General features: G+C 61.3%; 17 protein-coding genes and 2 pseudogenes. 5 read left to right on the top strand and 14 right to left on the bottom strand.

Annotated features, from left to right (window positions below; translation table 11 throughout):
* Positions 1-13: 13 nt before the first annotated feature.
* The 3 genes from WCL10_RS19540 to WCL10_RS19550 all read right to left on the bottom strand — a co-directional run bounded on the left by WCL10_RS19540 (position 14) and on the right by WCL10_RS19550 (position 2,709).
* On the bottom strand, positions 14-1,171 hold the full coding sequence (locus WCL10_RS19540; protein ID WP_336897323.1) for a toprim domain-containing protein: 1,158 nt from the start codon (positions 1,169-1,171) through the stop codon (positions 14-16).
* A complete protein-coding gene (locus tag WCL10_RS19545) occupies positions 1,168-1,368 on the bottom strand; it encodes a helix-turn-helix domain-containing protein (RefSeq protein ID WP_336897324.1) in 201 nt (66 codons plus the stop codon). The genes WCL10_RS19540 and WCL10_RS19545 overlap by 4 nt, the downstream gene beginning before the upstream one ends.
* A 147-nt stretch (positions 1,369-1,515) precedes the next feature.
* Complete coding sequence (locus WCL10_RS19550; RefSeq protein WP_336897325.1) at positions 1,516-2,709, bottom strand: integrase arm-type DNA-binding domain-containing protein; 1,194 nt, start codon at positions 2,707-2,709, stop codon at positions 1,516-1,518.
* Positions 2,710-2,846: 137 nt separating this feature from the next.
* On the opposite strand from WCL10_RS19550, the gene WCL10_RS19555 reads away from it, so the two are divergent.
* Complete coding sequence (locus WCL10_RS19555; protein WP_336897326.1) at positions 2,847-3,215, top strand: hypothetical protein; 369 nt, start codon at positions 2,847-2,849, stop codon at positions 3,213-3,215.
* 528 nt (positions 3,216-3,743) lie between these two features.
* Here WCL10_RS19555 and istB (WCL10_RS19560) read toward each other — a convergent pair.
* The gene (istB, locus tag WCL10_RS19560) at positions 3,744-4,472 is read right to left on the bottom strand and encodes an IS21-like element helper ATPase IstB (RefSeq protein ID WP_336897327.1); all 729 of its coding nucleotides are present in this window, start codon (positions 4,470-4,472) and stop codon (positions 3,744-3,746) included.
* Positions 4,459-5,973: an IS21 family transposase gene (gene istA, locus WCL10_RS19565; RefSeq protein ID WP_336897328.1), complete on the bottom strand. Its 1,515-nt coding sequence runs from the start codon at positions 5,971-5,973 to the stop codon at positions 4,459-4,461. The genes istB (WCL10_RS19560) and istA (WCL10_RS19565) overlap by 14 nt, the downstream gene beginning before the upstream one ends.
* A gap of 61 nt (positions 5,974-6,034) precedes the next feature.
* Between istA (WCL10_RS19565) and WCL10_RS19570 the strand changes: the two genes are divergently transcribed.
* Positions 6,035-8,176 carry a calcium-binding protein gene (locus WCL10_RS19570; protein WP_336897329.1) on the top strand — a complete coding sequence of 714 codons (2,142 nt, stop codon included), beginning with the start codon at positions 6,035-6,037 and terminating at the stop codon, positions 8,174-8,176.
* Positions 8,177-8,203: 27 nt separating this feature from the next.
* Here the strand turns inward: WCL10_RS19570 and WCL10_RS19575 are convergent.
* The 3 genes and pseudogenes from WCL10_RS19575 to WCL10_RS19585 all read right to left on the bottom strand — a co-directional run.
* Positions 8,204-8,434: pseudogene (locus WCL10_RS19575) on the bottom strand (S-adenosylmethionine:tRNA ribosyltransferase-isomerase); the annotation flags it as partial.
* Positions 8,435-8,521: 87 nt separating this feature from the next.
* Entirely contained in the window at positions 8,522-8,716 is a 195-nt protein-coding gene (locus tag WCL10_RS19580) for a hypothetical protein (protein ID WP_336897330.1), read from the bottom strand.
* A gap of 63 nt (positions 8,717-8,779) precedes the next feature.
* Entirely contained in the window at positions 8,780-9,007 is a 228-nt protein-coding gene (locus WCL10_RS19585; RefSeq protein ID WP_336897331.1) for a hypothetical protein, read from the bottom strand.
* Between the two features lie 73 nt (positions 9,008-9,080).
* Here WCL10_RS19585 and WCL10_RS19590 point away from each other — a divergent pair, with 73 nt between their 5' ends.
* The 3 genes from WCL10_RS19590 (at position 9,081) to WCL10_RS19600 (ending at position 12,365) form a co-directional block, all read left to right on the top strand.
* On the top strand, positions 9,081-9,371 hold the full coding sequence (locus tag WCL10_RS19590; RefSeq protein ID WP_336897332.1) for a hypothetical protein: 291 nt from the start codon (positions 9,081-9,083) through the stop codon (positions 9,369-9,371).
* A 261-nt stretch (positions 9,372-9,632) separates the two neighbouring features.
* A complete protein-coding gene (locus tag WCL10_RS19595) occupies positions 9,633-10,952 on the top strand; it encodes a hypothetical protein (RefSeq protein ID WP_336897333.1) in 1,320 nt (439 codons plus the stop codon).
* A gap of 366 nt (positions 10,953-11,318) precedes the next feature.
* Positions 11,319-12,365 (top strand): rod shape-determining protein, encoded by a 1,047-nt coding sequence (locus WCL10_RS19600; RefSeq protein ID WP_336897334.1) that lies wholly within the window; start codon positions 11,319-11,321, stop codon positions 12,363-12,365.
* 289 nt (positions 12,366-12,654) lie between these two features.
* On the opposite strand, the pseudogene WCL10_RS19605 reads toward WCL10_RS19600, so the two are convergent.
* From WCL10_RS19605 to istA (WCL10_RS19630), 6 genes and pseudogenes are all read right to left on the bottom strand, one after another.
* A pseudogene (locus WCL10_RS19605) lies at positions 12,655-13,428 on the bottom strand (transposase); the annotation flags it as partial.
* 43 nt (positions 13,429-13,471) lie between these two features.
* Complete coding sequence (locus tag WCL10_RS19610) at positions 13,472-13,975, bottom strand: transposase (protein ID WP_336897335.1); 504 nt, start codon at positions 13,973-13,975, stop codon at positions 13,472-13,474.
* Between the two features lie 313 nt (positions 13,976-14,288).
* Positions 14,289-14,483: a hypothetical protein gene (locus WCL10_RS19615; RefSeq protein ID WP_336897336.1), complete on the bottom strand. Its 195-nt coding sequence runs from the start codon at positions 14,481-14,483 to the stop codon at positions 14,289-14,291.
* Between the two features lie 63 nt (positions 14,484-14,546).
* Positions 14,547-15,083 carry a TIGR02594 family protein gene (locus WCL10_RS19620; RefSeq protein ID WP_336897337.1) on the bottom strand — a complete coding sequence of 179 codons (537 nt, stop codon included), beginning with the start codon at positions 15,081-15,083 and terminating at the stop codon, positions 14,547-14,549.
* 238 nt (positions 15,084-15,321) lie between these two features.
* Positions 15,322-16,050, bottom strand: a complete 729-nt coding sequence (istB, locus tag WCL10_RS19625) for an IS21-like element helper ATPase IstB (RefSeq protein ID WP_336897338.1) — start codon at positions 16,048-16,050, stop codon at positions 15,322-15,324.
* A partial coding sequence (gene istA / locus WCL10_RS19630; protein WP_336897339.1) for an IS21 family transposase occupies positions 16,037-17,461 on the bottom strand: 1,425 nt, incomplete at its 5' end. The genes istA (WCL10_RS19630) and istB (WCL10_RS19625), both read right to left, overlap by 14 nt.

A 17,461-nucleotide genomic window follows, 5' to 3' on the forward strand; every position in this document is an offset into this window, starting at 1 on the left:
AACCAGGGAATTTTCAAAGCCCACTATTGCGGAGAATTACACGCCCACTGACATCGTCGAACCATGCGCCGCGACCGCGCACCCCGGCGGGATCCCAGACGCCGCGCCGTTCGCAGGTCCGCATCATCCAGTTGGCGGCCATGTGGACGTTGACCGGCGACTTCTCGCTGCCGGGGAACTCGAACATCCACCAGTTGTAGTCGGTGAGGCCGAGCATGTTCGCGATTGTGTGCCCAGCCGCCGACAACTCGACCACCTGCTGCTGGCCCTTGGGGAGGTAGTAGTAGCTGCCCTTGTTGTAGCCGAGGCACTGGAACGGCTTGTCATCCGCGTTGTCGTTCGCGGCGGGGATCGGCGGCTGGACCGGCGCGACCGGCGGTGCCCACTCAGGCGCATTCTTCACCAGATCGACGAGCTGCGCGCGGGTGCCCCCTGCGGCCAGCCAATCGCTGACATCGCCCTTCTCGGGCAGGTCAGGCAGGGTGAGGACGCGGACGCGCTTGGCGATGCCCTGCAGCGCCTTGCCGACGACCTCGGTGTGCTTGCGGCCAGCGTCGTCATTGTCGGGCACCAGCACGACGTCCTTGCCGCGCAGGATTTCGGAATAGTTGTCCTGCCACTTGGTAGCGCCGCCGGGGTTGCAGGTGGCGACGACACCGATCTCGGCGAGGTTGTCGACGTCCTTCTCACCCTCGACGACGAAGATGACCTTGTCGTGGCGGAAGACGCGCGGTGCGTTGTAGAGGGTGCGGTGTTCTGCGCTGACCTGATTGGCCCACTCGCCGGGGCGATTTGGGTCTGGGCGGCGCTGGGAGAAGGTCTTCGGCTCCCAGCGCAGCACCTGCATGCGCAGCTCGCCCGTCTCAGGGTCGAAGTACTCGTACTTGGCGACGACCCTGCGCTTGTCGTCGTTGGCGGCCTTGCGGGGCTTACGCTGGGTCTGCTCGCGCTGCTGCTCGGGCCAGAGACCCCGGCGCTTGATCTCGTCGATCACGACCCTCGGTTCGCACCCGGCGTGGCAGTGGATGAGGATCTTGCCGTCCTTGCCGTTGCTGATCTTCAGCGACGGCTGATCGTCTTCGTGCGCCGGGCAGCGACAGACAAAGCCGTCACCCGAGGAGCGGAACTTCTGCGCGTCAAGCGCCTTCGCAATCGTTGCGGCGTTCGTCATGCTGCAAAGACCTCCTCGCTGAGGTCATGCCCGATCCGGTTCGCCACTGCGTTCTTCAGGCTCTGAACCGTAATGCAGGTGCGCCGACCGAACTTCACCTTGGTCAATTCGCCCGTGTCCATGAGCTCGTAGATGGTCGACCGGCTCAGCGAGAGGATATTGGCGGCTTCGGGGATAGAGACAGTTAGCTTGTGCATTTTCGTATCCACACAGTTGCTGGTGGACACTTCATTTCTACTCGCACTTTCAGTCTGTCTAGAGGAACTAAACCAAAAATCTCAGGCGGTGGGGAATAACCCATCCTCACGCCATGTGAAGCGAGAGGATGGGCATCCAGACAGGCGTTAGCGCTTGGCGAGGAAGTTGGCCCAAGTCTGCATCATGGCCTTGCGCGCTTCGAGGTGATCCGTCCTCAGATAGGCGACAACGACCTTGTTGCCGATCTGGTGAGCCAAGGCAGCCTCAATCGCATCGAAGGCAAAGCCCTTCTCAGCGGCCCAGTCACGAAACGTCGAACGGAACCCGTGAACGGTAATGGTGTCGTACTTCATCCGCTTCAGGACCGCCGAGAGGCTCATATCCGACAGCGGCTGACGGTACAGGCCGGGGAAAACCAGCGGGCAACCATCGAGCCGAGGAAGTTCGGCTAGCAGCGCAAGGCAGGCATCGGACAACGGCACCCGGTGTTCGCGCTTGGCCTTCATGCGCCCAGCCGGAATGGTCCAGAGCGCCTTGTCGAGGTCGATCTCCTCCCAGCGTGCTCCGCGCACTTCGCCCGACCGGGCTGACGTCAGGATCGCAAACTCCAACGCCCTTGCACCAACGCCTTCGCGCAAGCGGAGGTTCGTCATGAAGGCAGGTGCGTCCTCCCATGGCAAAGCCGGATGGTGCCGCACGGTCCTGACCTTGCTGGTCCGAGGCAGAACCGCATCAAGACCGCCCTTCCAGACCGCCGGATTTTCACCGCTGCGCCAACCGAGCGCCTTGGCGCTGTTCAGCACAGCCTCAATGCGCATGCGCACCCGGCTGGCAGTCTCTGGCTTCACGCTCCAGATCGGCTTGAGGATCGCGGCAACATCAGCAGTCGTGATCTCATCCACCGGCTTGTCGCCGATCTTGGGGTAGACATAGGTCTTGAGCGTGTTGCTCCACTGCTGGATGTGCTTGCCATTGCTCCACCCAATCTTTTGGTTCGCAATATGGCTTTCTGCGGCAGCCCGGAACGTAAGCTGCCGCCGCCGCAACTCGAGGTCCGCCGCGCGCTTGGCTGCCTGCTCGGCCTCGCGTTCGGCGTGACGCTGGGCGAGCGGGTCAACCCCGTTCGCCACATTGGCCCTGAGCCTAGCCGCCAGTGCGCGCGCTTCGGGCGCAGGGAGACCAACAAGCGAGCCTAGGCCCATTTCGCAGCGCTTGCCGTTAAGCTGGTATCGGAAAATCCAGCTCTTGGCCCCCTTGGGGGTCACATTGAGATAAAGGCCATTGCCATCGACATGCATGCCGGGGCCTGCGGAGACGATCTGGGTATTCTTCAGAGGCATAGAGCTTCCCACCACTTATCCCACCACCGAGCGGCCCATTGTTCCGACCCGGTGACAGATGTTGACGATCAGTGGTGGAAAAATACCGTAGAATTATAGCGCTTTACCAGAGCATCAGCAGACGTTGGCAAACGTCTGTGGATGAGCACTTGGCGGTGGAAGAGAGCCTGAAGGCGAACTCTCGCCCGGCCGTCTCCCTTGCGGAGCGCTCCGTCGAGATCCTGCGAGAAGTGCTGCCTCTCAACACGAAGGCGCTCCAGGACGCGCCGGTGTTCCCGTCTGCATCGGGTGGCAAGCTGTCCGTCATGGCGATGTCCATGCTGCTGCGGCGCATGGACCGCGACGCGATCACCGTGCACGGCTTCCGTTCAACGTTCCGCGACTGGGCGGGAGAAAGCACCTCGTTTCCCCGCGAGGTGGTTGAGCACGCCACGCCACGGCGCACCAACTGGCCGACAAGGCCGAGGCGGCGTATCAACGCGGCACCCTGTTTCCCAAGCGCGTAAAGCTCATGGCTGCTTGGGCGGCCTACTGCGCCTCCCCTGCCGGTGACGTTGCGAACGCAGCTCGGATCAAGGCTGAGGCTTGATAACGTCTCAAGCGGGGCCCATCCCGTGTGAGTTGGTTCAGCGACCAGCCTGCGCACAGATCGGCTTCAGGTCGGCCCCAGCGGGCGGCTCGAAGATCGCTCTACGCTCTGGTAAGCCTTACTCCCCGTAACGTCCCAGCCGCTTGCAGTTGAAGCGCATAGGGCTGCTGCGCTGGTGCTGCGGTTTGATCTGGGTTCCAGCTTCGCCCGGTCACCAGCCAGATATCGAGGGAGCGCGAGAGACTGACCAGCATCGCCGCTTGCAGCGCCGCCCGCTAGGCTGTAAATAGGCGTCGAACCGGGACCCCCGATCGGCGTGCAAAAGGGACCCCCTTATGGCGCTGGCGGGCGTCGATGCTGGGCGCACTTTTCGCGCTGCTTGCGGCGTAGGGAGGGCGTAGCCCGACCGGAGGCGCAAGCAGCGCGAACGATCCTCTATCTGGCGTCAGCTGCGGTTTTTGAAGCGCCAGCTGTCGTTGCCGGTTTCAACGATGTCGCAGTGATGGGTGATGCGATCGAGCAGCGCTGTCGTCATTTTGGGATCACCGAACACGCTGGGCCACTCGCCGAACGTCAGGTTGGTGGTGATGATTACTGAGGTCTGCTCGTAAAGCTTGCTGATCAGGTGGAAGAGCAACTGGCCGCCTGAGCGGGCGAACGGCAGGTAGCCAAGCTCGTCGAGCACCACGAGCTCGTGGCGGCGCAGGTGGGCCGCGAGCGCACCAGCCTTGCCGATGCGCGTCTCCTCCTCGAGCTGCGTCACCAGATCGACGGTATTGAAGTAGCGGCCGCGTGCACCGGCACGGATGACGCTGGCGGCGATCGCGCTGGCGAGGTGGGTCTTGCCCGTGCCTGTGCCCCCGACGAGCACGACGTTGCGGCGCCCTGGCAGGAACGAGCCTGCGTGAAGCGAGCGCACCAGCCCTTCGTTGATCGGGGTGTTATCGAACACGAACGTGTCGAGGTCCTTCACGACTGGCAGCCTGGCGGCGCTCATCCGATAGCGGATCGAGGCAGCATGACGGTGTGCGCCCTCGGCGCGCAACAGATCGCTCAGGATCTCCATCGCGGTGCGCTTGCGCTGAACACCCGTGGTGACGGCTTCGTCGAACGCGCCTGCCATGCCCTTGAGGCCGAGCCCGCGCATCGCATCGATCATCTCATGCCGCTGCATGGAGGCCTCGCAGGCTGTCGTAGCGAGCGCAGTTCGCGATCGGCGGGTGCATTAGTGCCAGATCCTCAGACGTAACGATGGAAGCAGGCCGGGGCGGCTCCCGCCGCCGTGACCGGATGTTGAGGATGACCTCGTCGCTGACAGCACCTGCGTCTAGCGCCTCTCGCACGGCACCCTCGACCGCATCCAGTCCATCGCTGAGGACGGCCGCAAGAACGCGGACGAAGCGCCGATCGGCATCGTCGTCACTGCCAAGCTTACGCCGCAGCCGGGCAAGCGCAGGTGATAGATCCCAGTCCTGGAACGGCGCCCCGTTCCTCAGCGCACCGGGCTTGTTCACCAGCACCGGCAGATAATGCCAGGGGTTGTAGATCGTTCGGTCGCGACCGAAGAACCGGGGATGATCAGCGATGACCTCATCGCCCATCCGCACGACGATCCGATCGGCATAGGCCCGGACCTGGACCGCCCGGCGGACGGCCTTGGCGGCAACCGAGTAGCGGTTCCGGTCGAAGCTGATCAGACAGGTTCCCGTCACCGCGTGCTGCGTCTCGTGGAAGCCGTCGAAGGGCGCGAGCATCGGCTGAAGTGCGGGCCGCTCTAACTCCAGTGCCTGCGCGACCGTCATCTCCTTGTGCTCGGGATGCGCATGCCTCGCCGCCCAGCGCAGGCACTCGGCTTCCAGCCAACCGTTCAGCTCATCCAGACTGGCGAACCGAAGCCGCGGCTTGAAGAACCGTCCCCGTATCGTCTGGACCTGGTGCTCGACCTGGCCCTTCTCCCAGCCGGCCGCCGGCGAGCACGCGGTCGGCTCGACCATGTAATGGTCCGCCATCACCAGGAACCGCCGGTTGAACACGCGCTCCTTGCCGACGAACACCGTCGTCACTGCGGTCTTCATGTTGTCGTAGATGCCGCGCAGCGGAACCCCTCCGAAGAACGCGAAGCCGCGTGCATGCGCGTCGAACACCATCTCCTGCGTCTCGCGCGGATACGCCCGAACATAGACTGCCCGCGATGCACACAGCCGCACGTGGGCGACCTTCACACGCATCGGCTTGCCCGCGATCTCCACGTCTTCGTGGCTCCAGTCGAACTGGTACGCCTCGCCCTGCCTGAATAGCAGCGGGATGAACGCCGCCACGCCGGCACCGGGGTCCTTACGCCGCGCATCGCACCAGCGTGCAGCGTAGCGCCGAACCGCATCGTACGATCCCTCGAAGCCTTCGCGCAGCAACAGATCATGGATACGCGTCATCCGCAGCCGATCACGACGCGCGCGTGCCTCGTTCTCGGCCAGCAGTGCATCGAGCCGCTCCCGGAACGGCCCGATCCGCGGGAGCGGCTGCACCGAACGATGATAGTCGAACGCCCCTTCAGGCGCCCGGATCGCCTTGCGAATTACCTTGCGCGATAGCCGCAAATCCCGCGCGATCTCCTTGATCGGCTTGCCGCCGGCGTACTCACGCCGAATCCGTACTACCGTCTCCACCACCAACATCCCGATCTCACCACCTGGAAAACCAGGCGGACTGCTACACCATCGAAATGAGGGGTCCCTTTTGGACGCCGATCACCCCGCTAACGGGGTCCTTTTTGCACGCCGATCCACAACCGAAGGCTCGCTGTCGAGCGAGACGCTGACCTTCACCAGCGCCAACTGGAACGTGGCCCAGACCCTGACCGTGACCGGCGTCGACGATTACCTCGACGACGGAAGCCAAGCCTACAGCCTCCAGACCACGGTCGACACGCGGGACTTGTCTTATCTGCGCGTGACGGTTGGCAACCTGGCTCTGACCAACACGGACGACGGGCAGGACACGCCGGTCTATCTCTACGGCGATAACGGCATCAACTACCTGACCGGTAAGAACGGCGACGACCGCATCTATGGCGGCGGTAACCTCGATGAACTGCGCGGCGGGATTGGCAACGATCGCCTCTATGGTCAGGAAGACAATGACCGGCTTTACGGCGGCGATGGGCAGGACCAGCTCTACGGCGGCTATGACGACGACGAGCTTCACGGTGATGCGGGCAACGACAAGCTTTACGGTGAAGCTGGCAACGATCATCTTGAGGGCGGCACTGGCAACGATGTGCTTGATGGCGGCACCGGCGCTGACACGATGATCGGCGGCGCGGGCAACGACACCTACTACGTGGATGATACCGGTGATGTGATCGACGATCAGGGCGCGCCCTCCGACGTCGATACGGTCCTGGTGGTGGCGACGATCCAGTACACACTTGCAGCCAATGTGGACAACGCTTCGCTGGGCAAGGACAGCGGCGACGCGGGCCTCACGGGTAATACGCTGGCCAATGATCTCACCGGGAACGACGGACGCAATGCGCTGGCAGGCGGGGCCGGCAACGACATGATCGATGGCGGCGCTGGCAATGACAATGTTGATGGCGGTACCGGCAACGACGTTCTGGTTGGCGGTGCGGGCAATGATACGATCACCGGCGGGACAGGCGTGGACACGGTTGATCTCACCGATGCGCAGGGCAATGTAAGCGTCGACCTCGTGACCAATCGCGCCACCGGTGATGGCACCGACACCCTGAGCGGCATCGAGAACGTTGCGGTCGGCGACGGTGATGATACCGTCACTGGGAGCGCTGATGCCAACACGCTCGACGGCGGTGCGGGCAATGACCGTTTGAACGGCGGCGCAGGCAACGACGTCCTGAGCGGTGGTGCTGGCGACGACAAAATTTCTGGCGGAGCAGGCGTGGACACGGCCGATCTCACCGATGCGCAGGGCAATGTAAGCGTCGACCTCGTGACCAATCGCGCCACCGGTGATGGCACCGACACCCTGAGCGGCATCGAGAACGTTGCGGTCGGCGGCGGTGATGATACTGTCACTGGTAGCGCTGATGCCAACACCCTGGACGGCGGTGCGGGCAATGACAACTTGACCGGCGGTGGCGGCAGCGACGTGCTGGTTGGCGGTGCGGGCAATGATACGCTCTACGCCGGAGATGGTGATGATACGGTCAATGCAGGCACTGGCAACGACCTGATTGTGGGCGGCGACGGGGCCGGGAATGACACCTACAATGGCGGCGCGGGCTTCGATACGGTCAAGTACACCAGCGCCAAGGCGGGTATCAGGGTGGACCTGTCAGCTGCCAAGGATCAAGCCGGGTCGATTGCAGCAGGCGATGCGGCGGGCATCGGTGTCGATCAGCTCTCGGGGATCGAGAACGTGATTGCCGGCAAGTACGCCGACACCGTGATCGGAAGCAGCGCGGCCAATCAACTTTGGGGCAATGGCGGCAACGACGCGCTGAACGGCGGGGCAGGAAACGACAAGCTTTATGGCGGGGCTGGCAAGGACACCCTCACCGGTGGTGCGGGCAAAGACAGCTTCGTCTTCGACACAGCAACTGCCGGTTCGGACACCATCACCGACTTCAGCCGTGCCGAGGGTGATAAGATCCAGCTGAGCAAGGCCGCCTTTGCAGGCTTCTCCCATCTGGGCGCACTCACCGCCGACGAGTTCTACGCTGCCGCCGGTGCGAAGACCGCGCACGATACCTCGGACCGGGTGATCTACGACACCGCCTCGGGCAAGCTCTACTACGATGCTGATGGGCAAGGCGGTGCTGCCGCCGTCCAGGTCGCGTTGCTGGGTGCCTCGACCCATCCGGCGCTGGTTTTCAGCGATCTGCAGATCATCGCGTGAGGCTGTTCGGGGGAGCGGGCGTGCGGCTCATTCCCCCGGCAGCAGCAGGCTGGAATCGCCGTAGCTGTAGAACCGGTACTCGTTCGCAACGGCGTAGGCATAAGCCTCCCGCATCCGCTCCAGGCCCATCAGCGCGCTGACCAGCAGGAACAGCGTCGATTTGGACCGGTGAAAGTTGGCCATCATTCCGTCGATCGCCCGGCAAATTTAGCCCAGCATGATCGAGATGCTGGTTTCGTTCGCGTAGGGTCCGATCACGCGCAGACCACCTGCAAACCACCCTGCCCGTAGCGCCGCCTGGTAACACTGCACATTAGCCCCATCCGCGTCGCGTCAGTCATGACATCACCCAATCCGCACCTTTGCCGTCTTGCGAAACACCACCCCGCCAATGCCGGTGATGGCCAGGACCACGGTCAGCACGTCGGTTTGGTTAAGGCCCTCGGGCAGCAGACCAAGTGTTCCAGCTACGCCCCAGGCGCTGCCAATCAGGCTGGTCCAGATGGCCTTCGAGGTCCACCAGGGTTTCAGTTCTTCCATTTCATTTCTCCACAAAAAAGCCCGCAGGAGCGCGGGCGGATAGGTCGGTGATGGTATGGCCGGTCAGGCCTCGTTGGCGGACAGCGCCCCATTGGCCGCGAGCTGGATCGGCGTCGCGGTTGCGGGTGCCGCCTTGTAGACCGGCCGGCGAATGGCGATGCAGCGGTCCCGGGCGATCCGAGTGATGGTCACGCCGTCCGACTGGTTGCCGCCCAGCACGTGGAAGGCACCGTAATCTTCGCCGACATAAAGACCGACGTGGCCGGTACTCTCAGCGCGGCGGAATACCATTCCCGCTCTCGTTAGACACTCAGACGCCGAGAGCGGCATCGCATTATTGTCAAAGGTGCGAGCGCCGGAGAGATTGGCGGGGCTCGCCCTTTGCGCGAATTGTGTTGAAGGTGGTGTAAACCATCCAGTGGTCGAGCACTTTCTGGTTCGCGACAGGAAGGCCCTGCAGGAACTGCTCCGCGACGCCATAAAGCATTTCTATGACTCAGATTTAGCAAGGTTCGATCTGGTAACAGCCTCATTCCGCTCGCGCATTGGCATGAAGAGCCGACTTCACCGCACGATCATCCGCACCCATCTGGAACCAACGGTATCGAGCAAAAACCGGCAGGCGATATATCATATGCCGCGAAGGCGCGATTGAGGTCTCTGGACCCAGTCCGAACCAGCCAGAACACGCCGCTTCCTGCCATTGAGGACCCGCTCAAGGTTCCCGAGGCTGTCGCGCAGGGCAGGCAGCACCTCGTGGCTGTTTCCCGTGGGTGGAAGAACGATCAGTGTGAGCGTATTCGCACCGAGCACCAGCGTGCGATGCTCGCTGTTAACGTTTTGGGCGGTCTCGCAATTAACCATACTGTGCTAAAAAGGAGTATCGTATTTGCGTTTGAGAGGGCGACGGGCGATAATGGGCCGCATTGCAACATTGTTTGGGTTTAACGCACTTGGCCAGGCGGTCAGCGGCGATTCCCAAAAACGGGGCGGCTTCATGCTGGGGGATGATCTCCAGCCCGCTTCGGAAGACCGCACAGAATTTCATTTTCTGGGTGAATCTCAGAAGCTTATCGAAAAAAGCCTGGTGGATGTGAATTCCGGGCTTTCATTTTTGCAGTCACTGACCGGCATCGTGGCTTCCATCGAGAAAGAAGTGGCCGGAGCGTTCGAGCGGCACCGGAAGTTGGCCGTTGACTATTCAGGTCTGAACTATGACTATCAGTTCATAAAAGTAAAATACGATGAAGAATCTATGAAAAACTTGGAGTTAAGCACTGACCTCGGACAGAGCCTAGGCCAGGTTAAGGCGTTGACCCAAGAAGTTGACAGCCTTCAAGCTGAATTCGATATATTGCTTCAAAGAGAGCAATTGCTCAATATTTCAAAGAAAGAAGTTGAAGATAACCTTTCTGAGAATTTAGCGACAATATCTTCGATGCAGAGTGAGATCGAGAATCTCGAACTGAACAACAAGTCACTACTGTTTCAGGTCGAATCTGACGCCAATCGAATTCTCGAATTGTCATCCAGCCTGCTGGAGGCCAACCAGACTGCGGTGTTGCTGGCAAAGCGGTGTGAGAATTTCGAAGACGTTATCAACACCAACACGGAAGCTCTTTCGCTGGCGCGTGATTTAAACGAGAAGCTATCGCGCGATAATGAAGAGTTTACTCAAAAGTTGCTGAAGAGAGAGCAGGAAGTTGCGCAATTGCGAAGCGATCTGACGCAGCGATTTGAAAAAAATCAGCACGAATCCAAGCTCAAAGAGCGTGAACTCCATGAGTACCGCAACGCGATTGATTCACTCAATTCGCGGGTGCAGATGTTTGAGCAGGTCAATGCAAGCGTAAGAGCCGAGAATGAAAAAATTCTCGCTGACTTGATCAGTCAGAAAGAGGCCAACAAGCAGTTGGAGATCACTGCCGGTACGCTTGACCGGAAGCTTTCCCGTTTGAGCGCGAACCTCGATTCCGTGAGAACGGCCAAGGCGCAGGTCGAACAATCAAGAACGGCGGTGACCAGCCGGCTTGAGAACACCCTCCAGGCTCTGCGCGCTCGTGAAATAGATGTGAAGCGTCTCGAAAATGAATTGGCTCAGCAATCGGCCGATTTAGATGACCAGAATGCCTCACAGGATGAAAAGCTGCTGCAGGCAAATTCGCAGATCAACGAATTGAGGCGGATGCTCGTATTGAAGCAGGATCAAATCAATTTCATGGAATCAAATCTGTGACAGTGCCGACATGTTTGATTTGGAAGAACTGCAAAATTACTTGAAATCTCTGGGCTCATTCTTTGGATTTTTCGAGGATAGAAACTCAAGACGGGTTTCGTTCATCCAAAGTGATGTCGTTATAAATGGATCGGTATCTTCTGAGGGATCGATATATTTGCTAGGGAGGGTCTGCGGAAACATTGATTGCAAAGAAATTTTTATCGATAGCAGCGCAGTTGTTGATGGATTGATTTTTGCAAAGGAAGTTAAAACTTCGCAGCGAGCTTGCCAACCTCCTCTTAAACTCAGTTTACATAAGAATGTTGACTGAATTGTACCGCGACAAAATTGAGAGACTAGGGCGAGAAAGATACGGATTTCGAAATGTCTTATATCAATCCTCGCTGGTTTAATTTTGGTCCTCGGAATATTGCAATCGATCTCGGCACGGCCAACACGCTGATTTATCAGCGGGGTTCCGGGATTGTGCTGAACGAGCCATCAGTGGTCGCCATCGAGACGATCAATGGCATCAAACGGATCAAGGCAGTCGGCGAAGAAGCCAAGAAGATGATGGGCAAGGCCCCCACCAACATCGAAGTGATCCGCCCGCTCCGCGACGGCGTGATTGCCGAATTTGAACTGGCCGAAGCCATGATCAAGCATTTCATCCAGAAGGTGAATGGCACCAAAAGTCTGCTGCGCTATCAAGAAATCGTGATTTGCGTTCCGTCTGGATCGACCCAGGTCGAACGCCGGGCCATCCGTGATGCAGCAAGCAATTCTGGCGCCAGCCAGGTGTTCCTGATCTTGGAACCGATGGCCGCCGCAATCGGCGCAGACATGCCGGTGACCGAAGCGTTCGGTTCCATGCTTGTTGATATCGGTGGCGGCACGACCGAAGTCGCGGTCCTGTCGCTCCATAGCCTTGCCTATAGCGTTTCCGTGCGCATCGGCGGCGACAAGATGGACGATGCGATCGTATCCTATGTGCGCCGCCAACATAATCTTTTGATCGGTGAAGCTACTGCTGAACGGATCAAGAAAGAGTATGGCATCGCGAGCATGCCAACCGACGACCTGGGTGGTAGCATCCAGATCAAGGGCCGCGACCTGGTGAACGGCTTCCCCAAGGAAATCACCATCACCCAGTCCGAAATTGCCGAGGCGCTGTCCGAGCCGATCGGCGCGATTGTCGAGGGTGTGCGCGTCGTGCTGGAAAACATCGCACCCGAGCTCGCGGCTGATATCGTCGATCAGGGGTTCGTGCTGACCGGTGGCGGAGCGATGATCCGTGGCCTCGATTGCCATTTGGCCCGGACAACCGGCTTATCGGTTTCGGTTGCAAACAATCCGCTGCGCTGCGTCGCGCTGGGAATTGGCCGCGCCATGGAAGATCCGGCCTATCGCGGCGCACTGATATCGATGTGACAGCACTCACCTGAGGCCCACCATCGCACTAAGGACCCCGCCGCGACGGGGTTTTTCATTGCCTTAGGTATCCTGTGGCACCCGCAAGACCCGGAAGCGCCCAAAAGCTGCAAGACAAACGCCAGGTGAGCGCATCGTCGTAAACTGGACACCTCGAAGAACCCGATCTTATGGGCTGACGGCGGCGCGAGAGGTCCGATGACGGCATTTGTGGTGTGACGACCGGCCTTTTCGGCTTGGTTTCTTCGGTTTCGTGGGTTGCAGCGTGGCGCGGCACCCCGATTTCTCGCTATGCGGGCGCACTTCGCCCCTCGAGCCAGGCGAGGCGCTGGAAGTTATAGGCCAGGTTCACCATGCCGATCTTGATGCGGGCCCGAGCGATACCGATGGTTCGCACTATGAGCCGCATGCGATGTTTCTGCCCCGCGAACACGTGCTCGACCGCCGAGCGAATGACGGAACGCCTGGCATTGGCCCTGGCGATGCGCTCGGGCATTGGCCGGCGCGGCGGCTTTCTCTGATGGATGTGGCTGGTGAACATGCCTTTGGCGAGGAAGGCCTCGTTCTTCTTCGAGCGGTAGGCAGTGTCTGCCCACACGCCCGAGCCGGTGTTGCTGCTGCTGACCACGTCGGGCAGTCGCGCGCCATCGTGAGCATTGGCGGCGCTGGCGTCCCAGGTGCGGATCAATCCATGCGCCCGATCGATACCGATGTGGCTCTTGTAGCCGAACATTGGAATGGCGAGGTCGACTGGCTTGAACGCCTTGGGATCGGCACCCTCCTTCACCTTGGCCTTGCTGTACTTCACACTCCAGCGCGCATCGCGATCCTTCTGGCGAAGTTTGGCGGGCCTTGCCTGCCATGCCTCGGGAACACGGCCCTCCTTGATTGCGGCCTTCTCGGCTTCGGTATTGCGTTGCTTGGGTGCCGGCACGACGGTTGCGTCGATGATCTGCCCACCCATGGCGAGATAACCCCGATCGGTCAGCGCGGCATCGAAGCGGCCGAAGAGCTTGTCGATCGCCTTGGCCTGTACCAAACGCTCGCGGAACAGCCACACGGTCGGGGACTGTCAGGATTTCCGTGTGTGGGCGGGCGGTTAAACATTACGCCGCCATGGCCTTGATGAAGCGTTCGCCTTCGGTATTCCGCTGCTTGGGCGCAGGCACCAGCGAGGCATCCACAATCTGCCCTGACATCGGGATGTAGCCCTTCTTCTGGAGTTGCCAGTCAAAGGCCTTCATCACCCTCTTGAGCGTTCCGGTCTCAGTCAAGCGATTGCGGAAATGCCGGATCGTGTTCTCGTCCGGTGTCCGGTCCCCGAGCGACAGCCCAAGGAAACGCAGCCAACTCAGGCGGTCCCGGATCATGAACTCCATCCGCGCGTCCGACAGGTTGTGCTGCGCCTGCAGGATCAGTGCCTTGAACATCATCACCGGATCGAACGGCGGGCGGCCACCCTTGGCGCCGTCGCCGTAGCCGAGACCCTCCACCAGCCAAGTGCGGAAATACTCAAAGTCCACCGTCTGCTGCAGAACCTCGAGCGGATCGCCGTCCTTGCTCAAGGCCTCGAGATGATCGCTCAAACTGAACAGGGACTTCGGATCCAACACGGCTCTCCATGATCGTTCTTGATCAATGAATCACCGTAGCCGCCGAAACGCTACCGGTTTTCGCGGGTCTCCAGCTTAGCCGCTCGGCATACCCATCTGACGTGAGGAACGAGATGCCCCAGTCGCGATCGAAAGCTTCTGAGATGCCCGCTACGTCGGATTCGGGTAAACGCCATGGAAAAGAGCGACTTGTAGGCCAAATTGCCAAATTCATGAACCTCTCAATTTGTGGCTGGTCACATCATACAGCGCGATACAGCCCCTTGAGCAATACGAATAAAACTTCCCTTCGTCAGTACCGATTGTAACATCACCCAATCCGCGCCGCCGCCGTCTTGCGAAACACTACCCCGCCGATACCGGTTATAGCCAGCACCACGGTCAGCACATCGGCCTGGCTCAGGCCCTCAGGCAGCAAACCTAGTGTGCCAGCCACGCCCCAGGCGCTGCCGATCAGACCGGTCCAGATGGCCTTCGAGGTCCACCAGGGTTTCAGTTCTTCCATGCCATTTCTCCACAAAAAAGCCCGCTGGCATGCGGGCGAATAGGTCGGTGATGGTGAGGCCGGTCAGGCCTCGTTGGTGGATAGCGCCCCATTGGCGGCGAGCTGAACCGGCGTCGCGGTTGCTGGAGCCGCCTTGTAGGCTGGCCGACGCACAGCAATGCAGCGCTCCCGCGCGATCCGGGTGATGGTCACGCCGTCCGACTGGTTGCCACCAAGCACATGATACGCGCCGTAGTCCTCGCCAACATAAAGTCCGACATGGCCGGAAGTCTCAGCGCGGCGGAAGACCAGCACATCGCCAAGCTGTGCCTCATCTGCCGCCTTGCCGAATGCCGCCCAGTTCCGCGCCCAGAGCGGGCCTTCCATGACCGGCTTGCCGGCGCGCTTTGCGACCAAGGCCATGAACAGGCCGCACCACGGGATGGCGTCATCATTGTAGGATTTGGCGAGCCCGACCTCCTTGGCCCAGCCAAGAATGATCGGATTGTCGCCCGGCCCTGCGACCTCCTTGGTGCCAAAAAGCTTGCGAGCCTCCTGCAGCATCCGGGGCAGCGGGCGCAGGTCATCGATCCAGCCATAGGCCGGTGGCAGCGGGTTCATAAATGTCTCCTGAGATTAGCGGCCTGAGAGGCCTTTGATGGTGGCGTAGACGACCGCCAGCGCGGCCATCAGTGTCAATCGGCGTCCAATCGGGACCCCCTATCGGCGCGCAAAAGGGACCCCCTTGGCGTTGCGTGGATCGATTGATGCTGGGCGCAGGTTTCGCGCTGCTGGCGGCGTAGGGAGGGCGTAGCCCGACCGGAGGCGGCAGCAGCGCGAAGGCGATTTTTCGAGGTGGTCAGCTGCGGTGTTTGAAGCGCCAGCTGTCGTTGCCGGTCTCGACGATATCGCAATGATGCGTGATGCGGTCGAGCAGCGCGGTGGTCATCTTGGGGTCACCGAACACGGTGGGCCATTCGCCGAAGGCCAGGTTGGTGGTGATGATGACCGAGGTCTTCTCGTAGAGCTTGCTGATCAGGTGGAACAGCAGCTGTCCGCCTGATCTGGCGAACGGCAGGTAGCCCAGTTCATCGAGCACCACGACGTCGAGCCGGCTGAGCTGGGCGGCCATGGCACCGGCCTTGCCGATGCGGGCTTCCTCCTCGAGCCGGGTGACAAGATCGACCGTGTTGAAGTAGCGCCCACGGGCGCCGGCACAAACGACGCTGGCGGTAATCGCAGTGGCCAGGTGGGTCTTGCCGGTGCCCGTGCCGCCGATGAGCACGATATTGCGCCGCCCCGGCAGGAAGGAGCCGGCGTGGAGGGAGCGGACCAGGCCCTCGTTGATCGGGGTGCCCTCGAACACGAAGGCATCGAGATCCTTGACCACTGGCAGCTTGGCTGCGGTCATGCGGTAGCGGATCGAGGCGGCATGGCGATGTGCCGCTTCCGCCCGCAGCAGGTCGGTCAGGATCTCGTGGGTGGTGCGCTTGCGCTGCAATCCCGTGGTGACGGCTTCATCGAACGCACTGGCCATGCCCCTGAGGCCGAGCCCGCGCATCGCCTCGATCATCTCATGCCGCTGCATCGAGGCCTCGCACCGTGTCGTAGCGGGCGCAGTCCGCGATCGGCGGATGGCTGAGCTTGAGGTCGACGACCACGTCGAGGGGCCGCTCCGATGCTGGCTCGCGGTATCGCGCCAGGATGTTGAGGATCACCTCGTCGCTGGCGGCACCGGCATCGAGCGCCTCGCGGATCGCAGCCTCGACCGCTTCCAGGCCATCGGTAAGCACAGCGGCCAGAACGCGCACGAAGCGCCGGTCGGCCTCGTCACCGCTCCCCAGCTTGCGGCGCAGCCGCGTCAGTGCCGGCGGCAAGTCCCAGCCCTGGAAGGGGGCACCGTTGCGCCAGGCGCCGGGCTTGTTGGCGAGGACGGGGAGATAATGCCAGGGATCGTAGATCGTCCGGTCACGGCCGAAGTGCCGGGCATGCTCGGCGATAACCTCATCGCCGAGGCGGACGACAATCCGGTCGGCATAGGCACGGACCTGGACAGCACGCCGCGCGGCCTTGGCCATGACAGAATAGCGGTTGCGGTCGAAGCTGATCAGGCAGGTGCCGGTCACGGCATGGGCGGTCTCGTGGAAGCCATCGAACGGCGCCAGCATCGGCTGCAATGCCGGCCGTTCGAGATCGAGCGTCTCGGCAACGGTCAGTTCCTTCTGCTCGGGATGCGGATGCAACGCGGCCCAGCGCAGGCACTCGGCTTCCAGCCATCCGTTGAGCTCCTCGATGCTGGCAAAGCGCAGGCGAGGCTGGAAGAAACGGCCCCGGATGGTCTGGACTTGGTTCTCGACCTGACCCTTCTCCCATCCCGCCGCCGGCGAGCAGGCCGTGGGCTCGACCATGTAGTGATCGGCCATGACCAGGAAGCGGCGGTTGAACACACGCTCCTTGCCGACGAAGACTGAGGTCACCGCGGTCTTCATGTTGTCGTAGATCCCGCGCAGCGGAACGCCGCCGAAGAAGGCAAAGCCCTGGGCATGGGCATCGAACACCATCTCCTGCGTCTCGCGCGGATAAGCTCGGACGTAGACTGCCCGCGACGCGCATAGCCGCATGTGCGCCACCTTCACTCGCATCGGCTTGCCCGCGATCTCTACATCCTCGTGGCTCCAGTCGAACTGGTAGGCCTCGCCGGGTTGGAACAGCAGCGGGATGAAGGCCGGGGCGCCGTCGCCCGCATCCTTACGTCGTGCCGCCATCCACCGCCGGGCGTAACGCCGCACCGCATCGTAGGATCCATCGAACCCCTCACGGCACAACAAGTCATGAATCCGCGTCATCCGCAACCGATCGCGCCGATGCCGGGCCTCGTTCTCCGTCAGCAGCGTATCGAGCCGCTCCTGGAACGGCCCAAGCCGGGGCAGCGGCTGAACCGTGCGGTGGTGACGTGATGGCGTGGACGGCCCCTGCACCAGCGTAGCTGTGCGATGATG

The sequence above is a fragment of the Novosphingobium sp. genome, assembly GCF_037133355.1.
Lineage (GTDB): Bacteria > Pseudomonadota > Alphaproteobacteria > Sphingomonadales > Sphingomonadaceae > Novosphingobium.

Coding starts and splice junctions, on each gene's coding strand:
- WCL10_RS19550 (WP_336897325.1), bottom strand. CDS start 2,709: ATGCCTCTGAAGAATACCCAGATCGTCTCCGCAGGCCCCGGCATGCAT.
- WCL10_RS19595 (WP_336897333.1), top strand. CDS start 9,633: ATGGGCCGCATTGCAACATTGTTTGGGTTTAACGCACTTGGCCAGGCG.
- WCL10_RS19615 (WP_336897336.1), bottom strand. CDS start 14,483: ATGGAAGAACTGAAACCCTGGTGGACCTCGAAGGCCATCTGGACCGGT.
- WCL10_RS19600 (WP_336897334.1), top strand. CDS start 11,319: ATGTCTTATATCAATCCTCGCTGGTTTAATTTTGGTCCTCGGAATATT.
- WCL10_RS19580 (WP_336897330.1), bottom strand. CDS start 8,716: ATGGAAGAACTGAAACCCTGGTGGACCTCGAAGGCCATCTGGACCAGC.
- WCL10_RS19620 (WP_336897337.1), bottom strand. CDS start 15,083: ATGAACCCGCTGCCACCGGCCTATGGCTGGATCGATGACCTGCGCCCG.
- istB (WP_336897338.1), bottom strand. CDS start 16,050: ATGCAGCGGCATGAGATGATCGAGGCGATGCGCGGGCTCGGCCTCAGG.
- istB (WP_336897327.1), bottom strand. CDS start 4,472: ATGCAGCGGCATGAGATGATCGATGCGATGCGCGGGCTCGGCCTCAAG.
- WCL10_RS19585 (WP_336897331.1), bottom strand. CDS start 9,007: ATGGTATTCCGCCGCGCTGAGAGTACCGGCCACGTCGGTCTTTATGTC.
- WCL10_RS19540 (WP_336897323.1), bottom strand. CDS start 1,171: ATGACGAACGCCGCAACGATTGCGAAGGCGCTTGACGCGCAGAAGTTC.
- istA (WP_336897328.1), bottom strand. CDS start 5,973: ATGTTGGTGGTGGAGACGGTAGTACGGATTCGGCGTGAGTACGCCGGC.
- WCL10_RS19545 (WP_336897324.1), bottom strand. CDS start 1,368: ATGCACAAGCTAACTGTCTCTATCCCCGAAGCCGCCAATATCCTCTCG.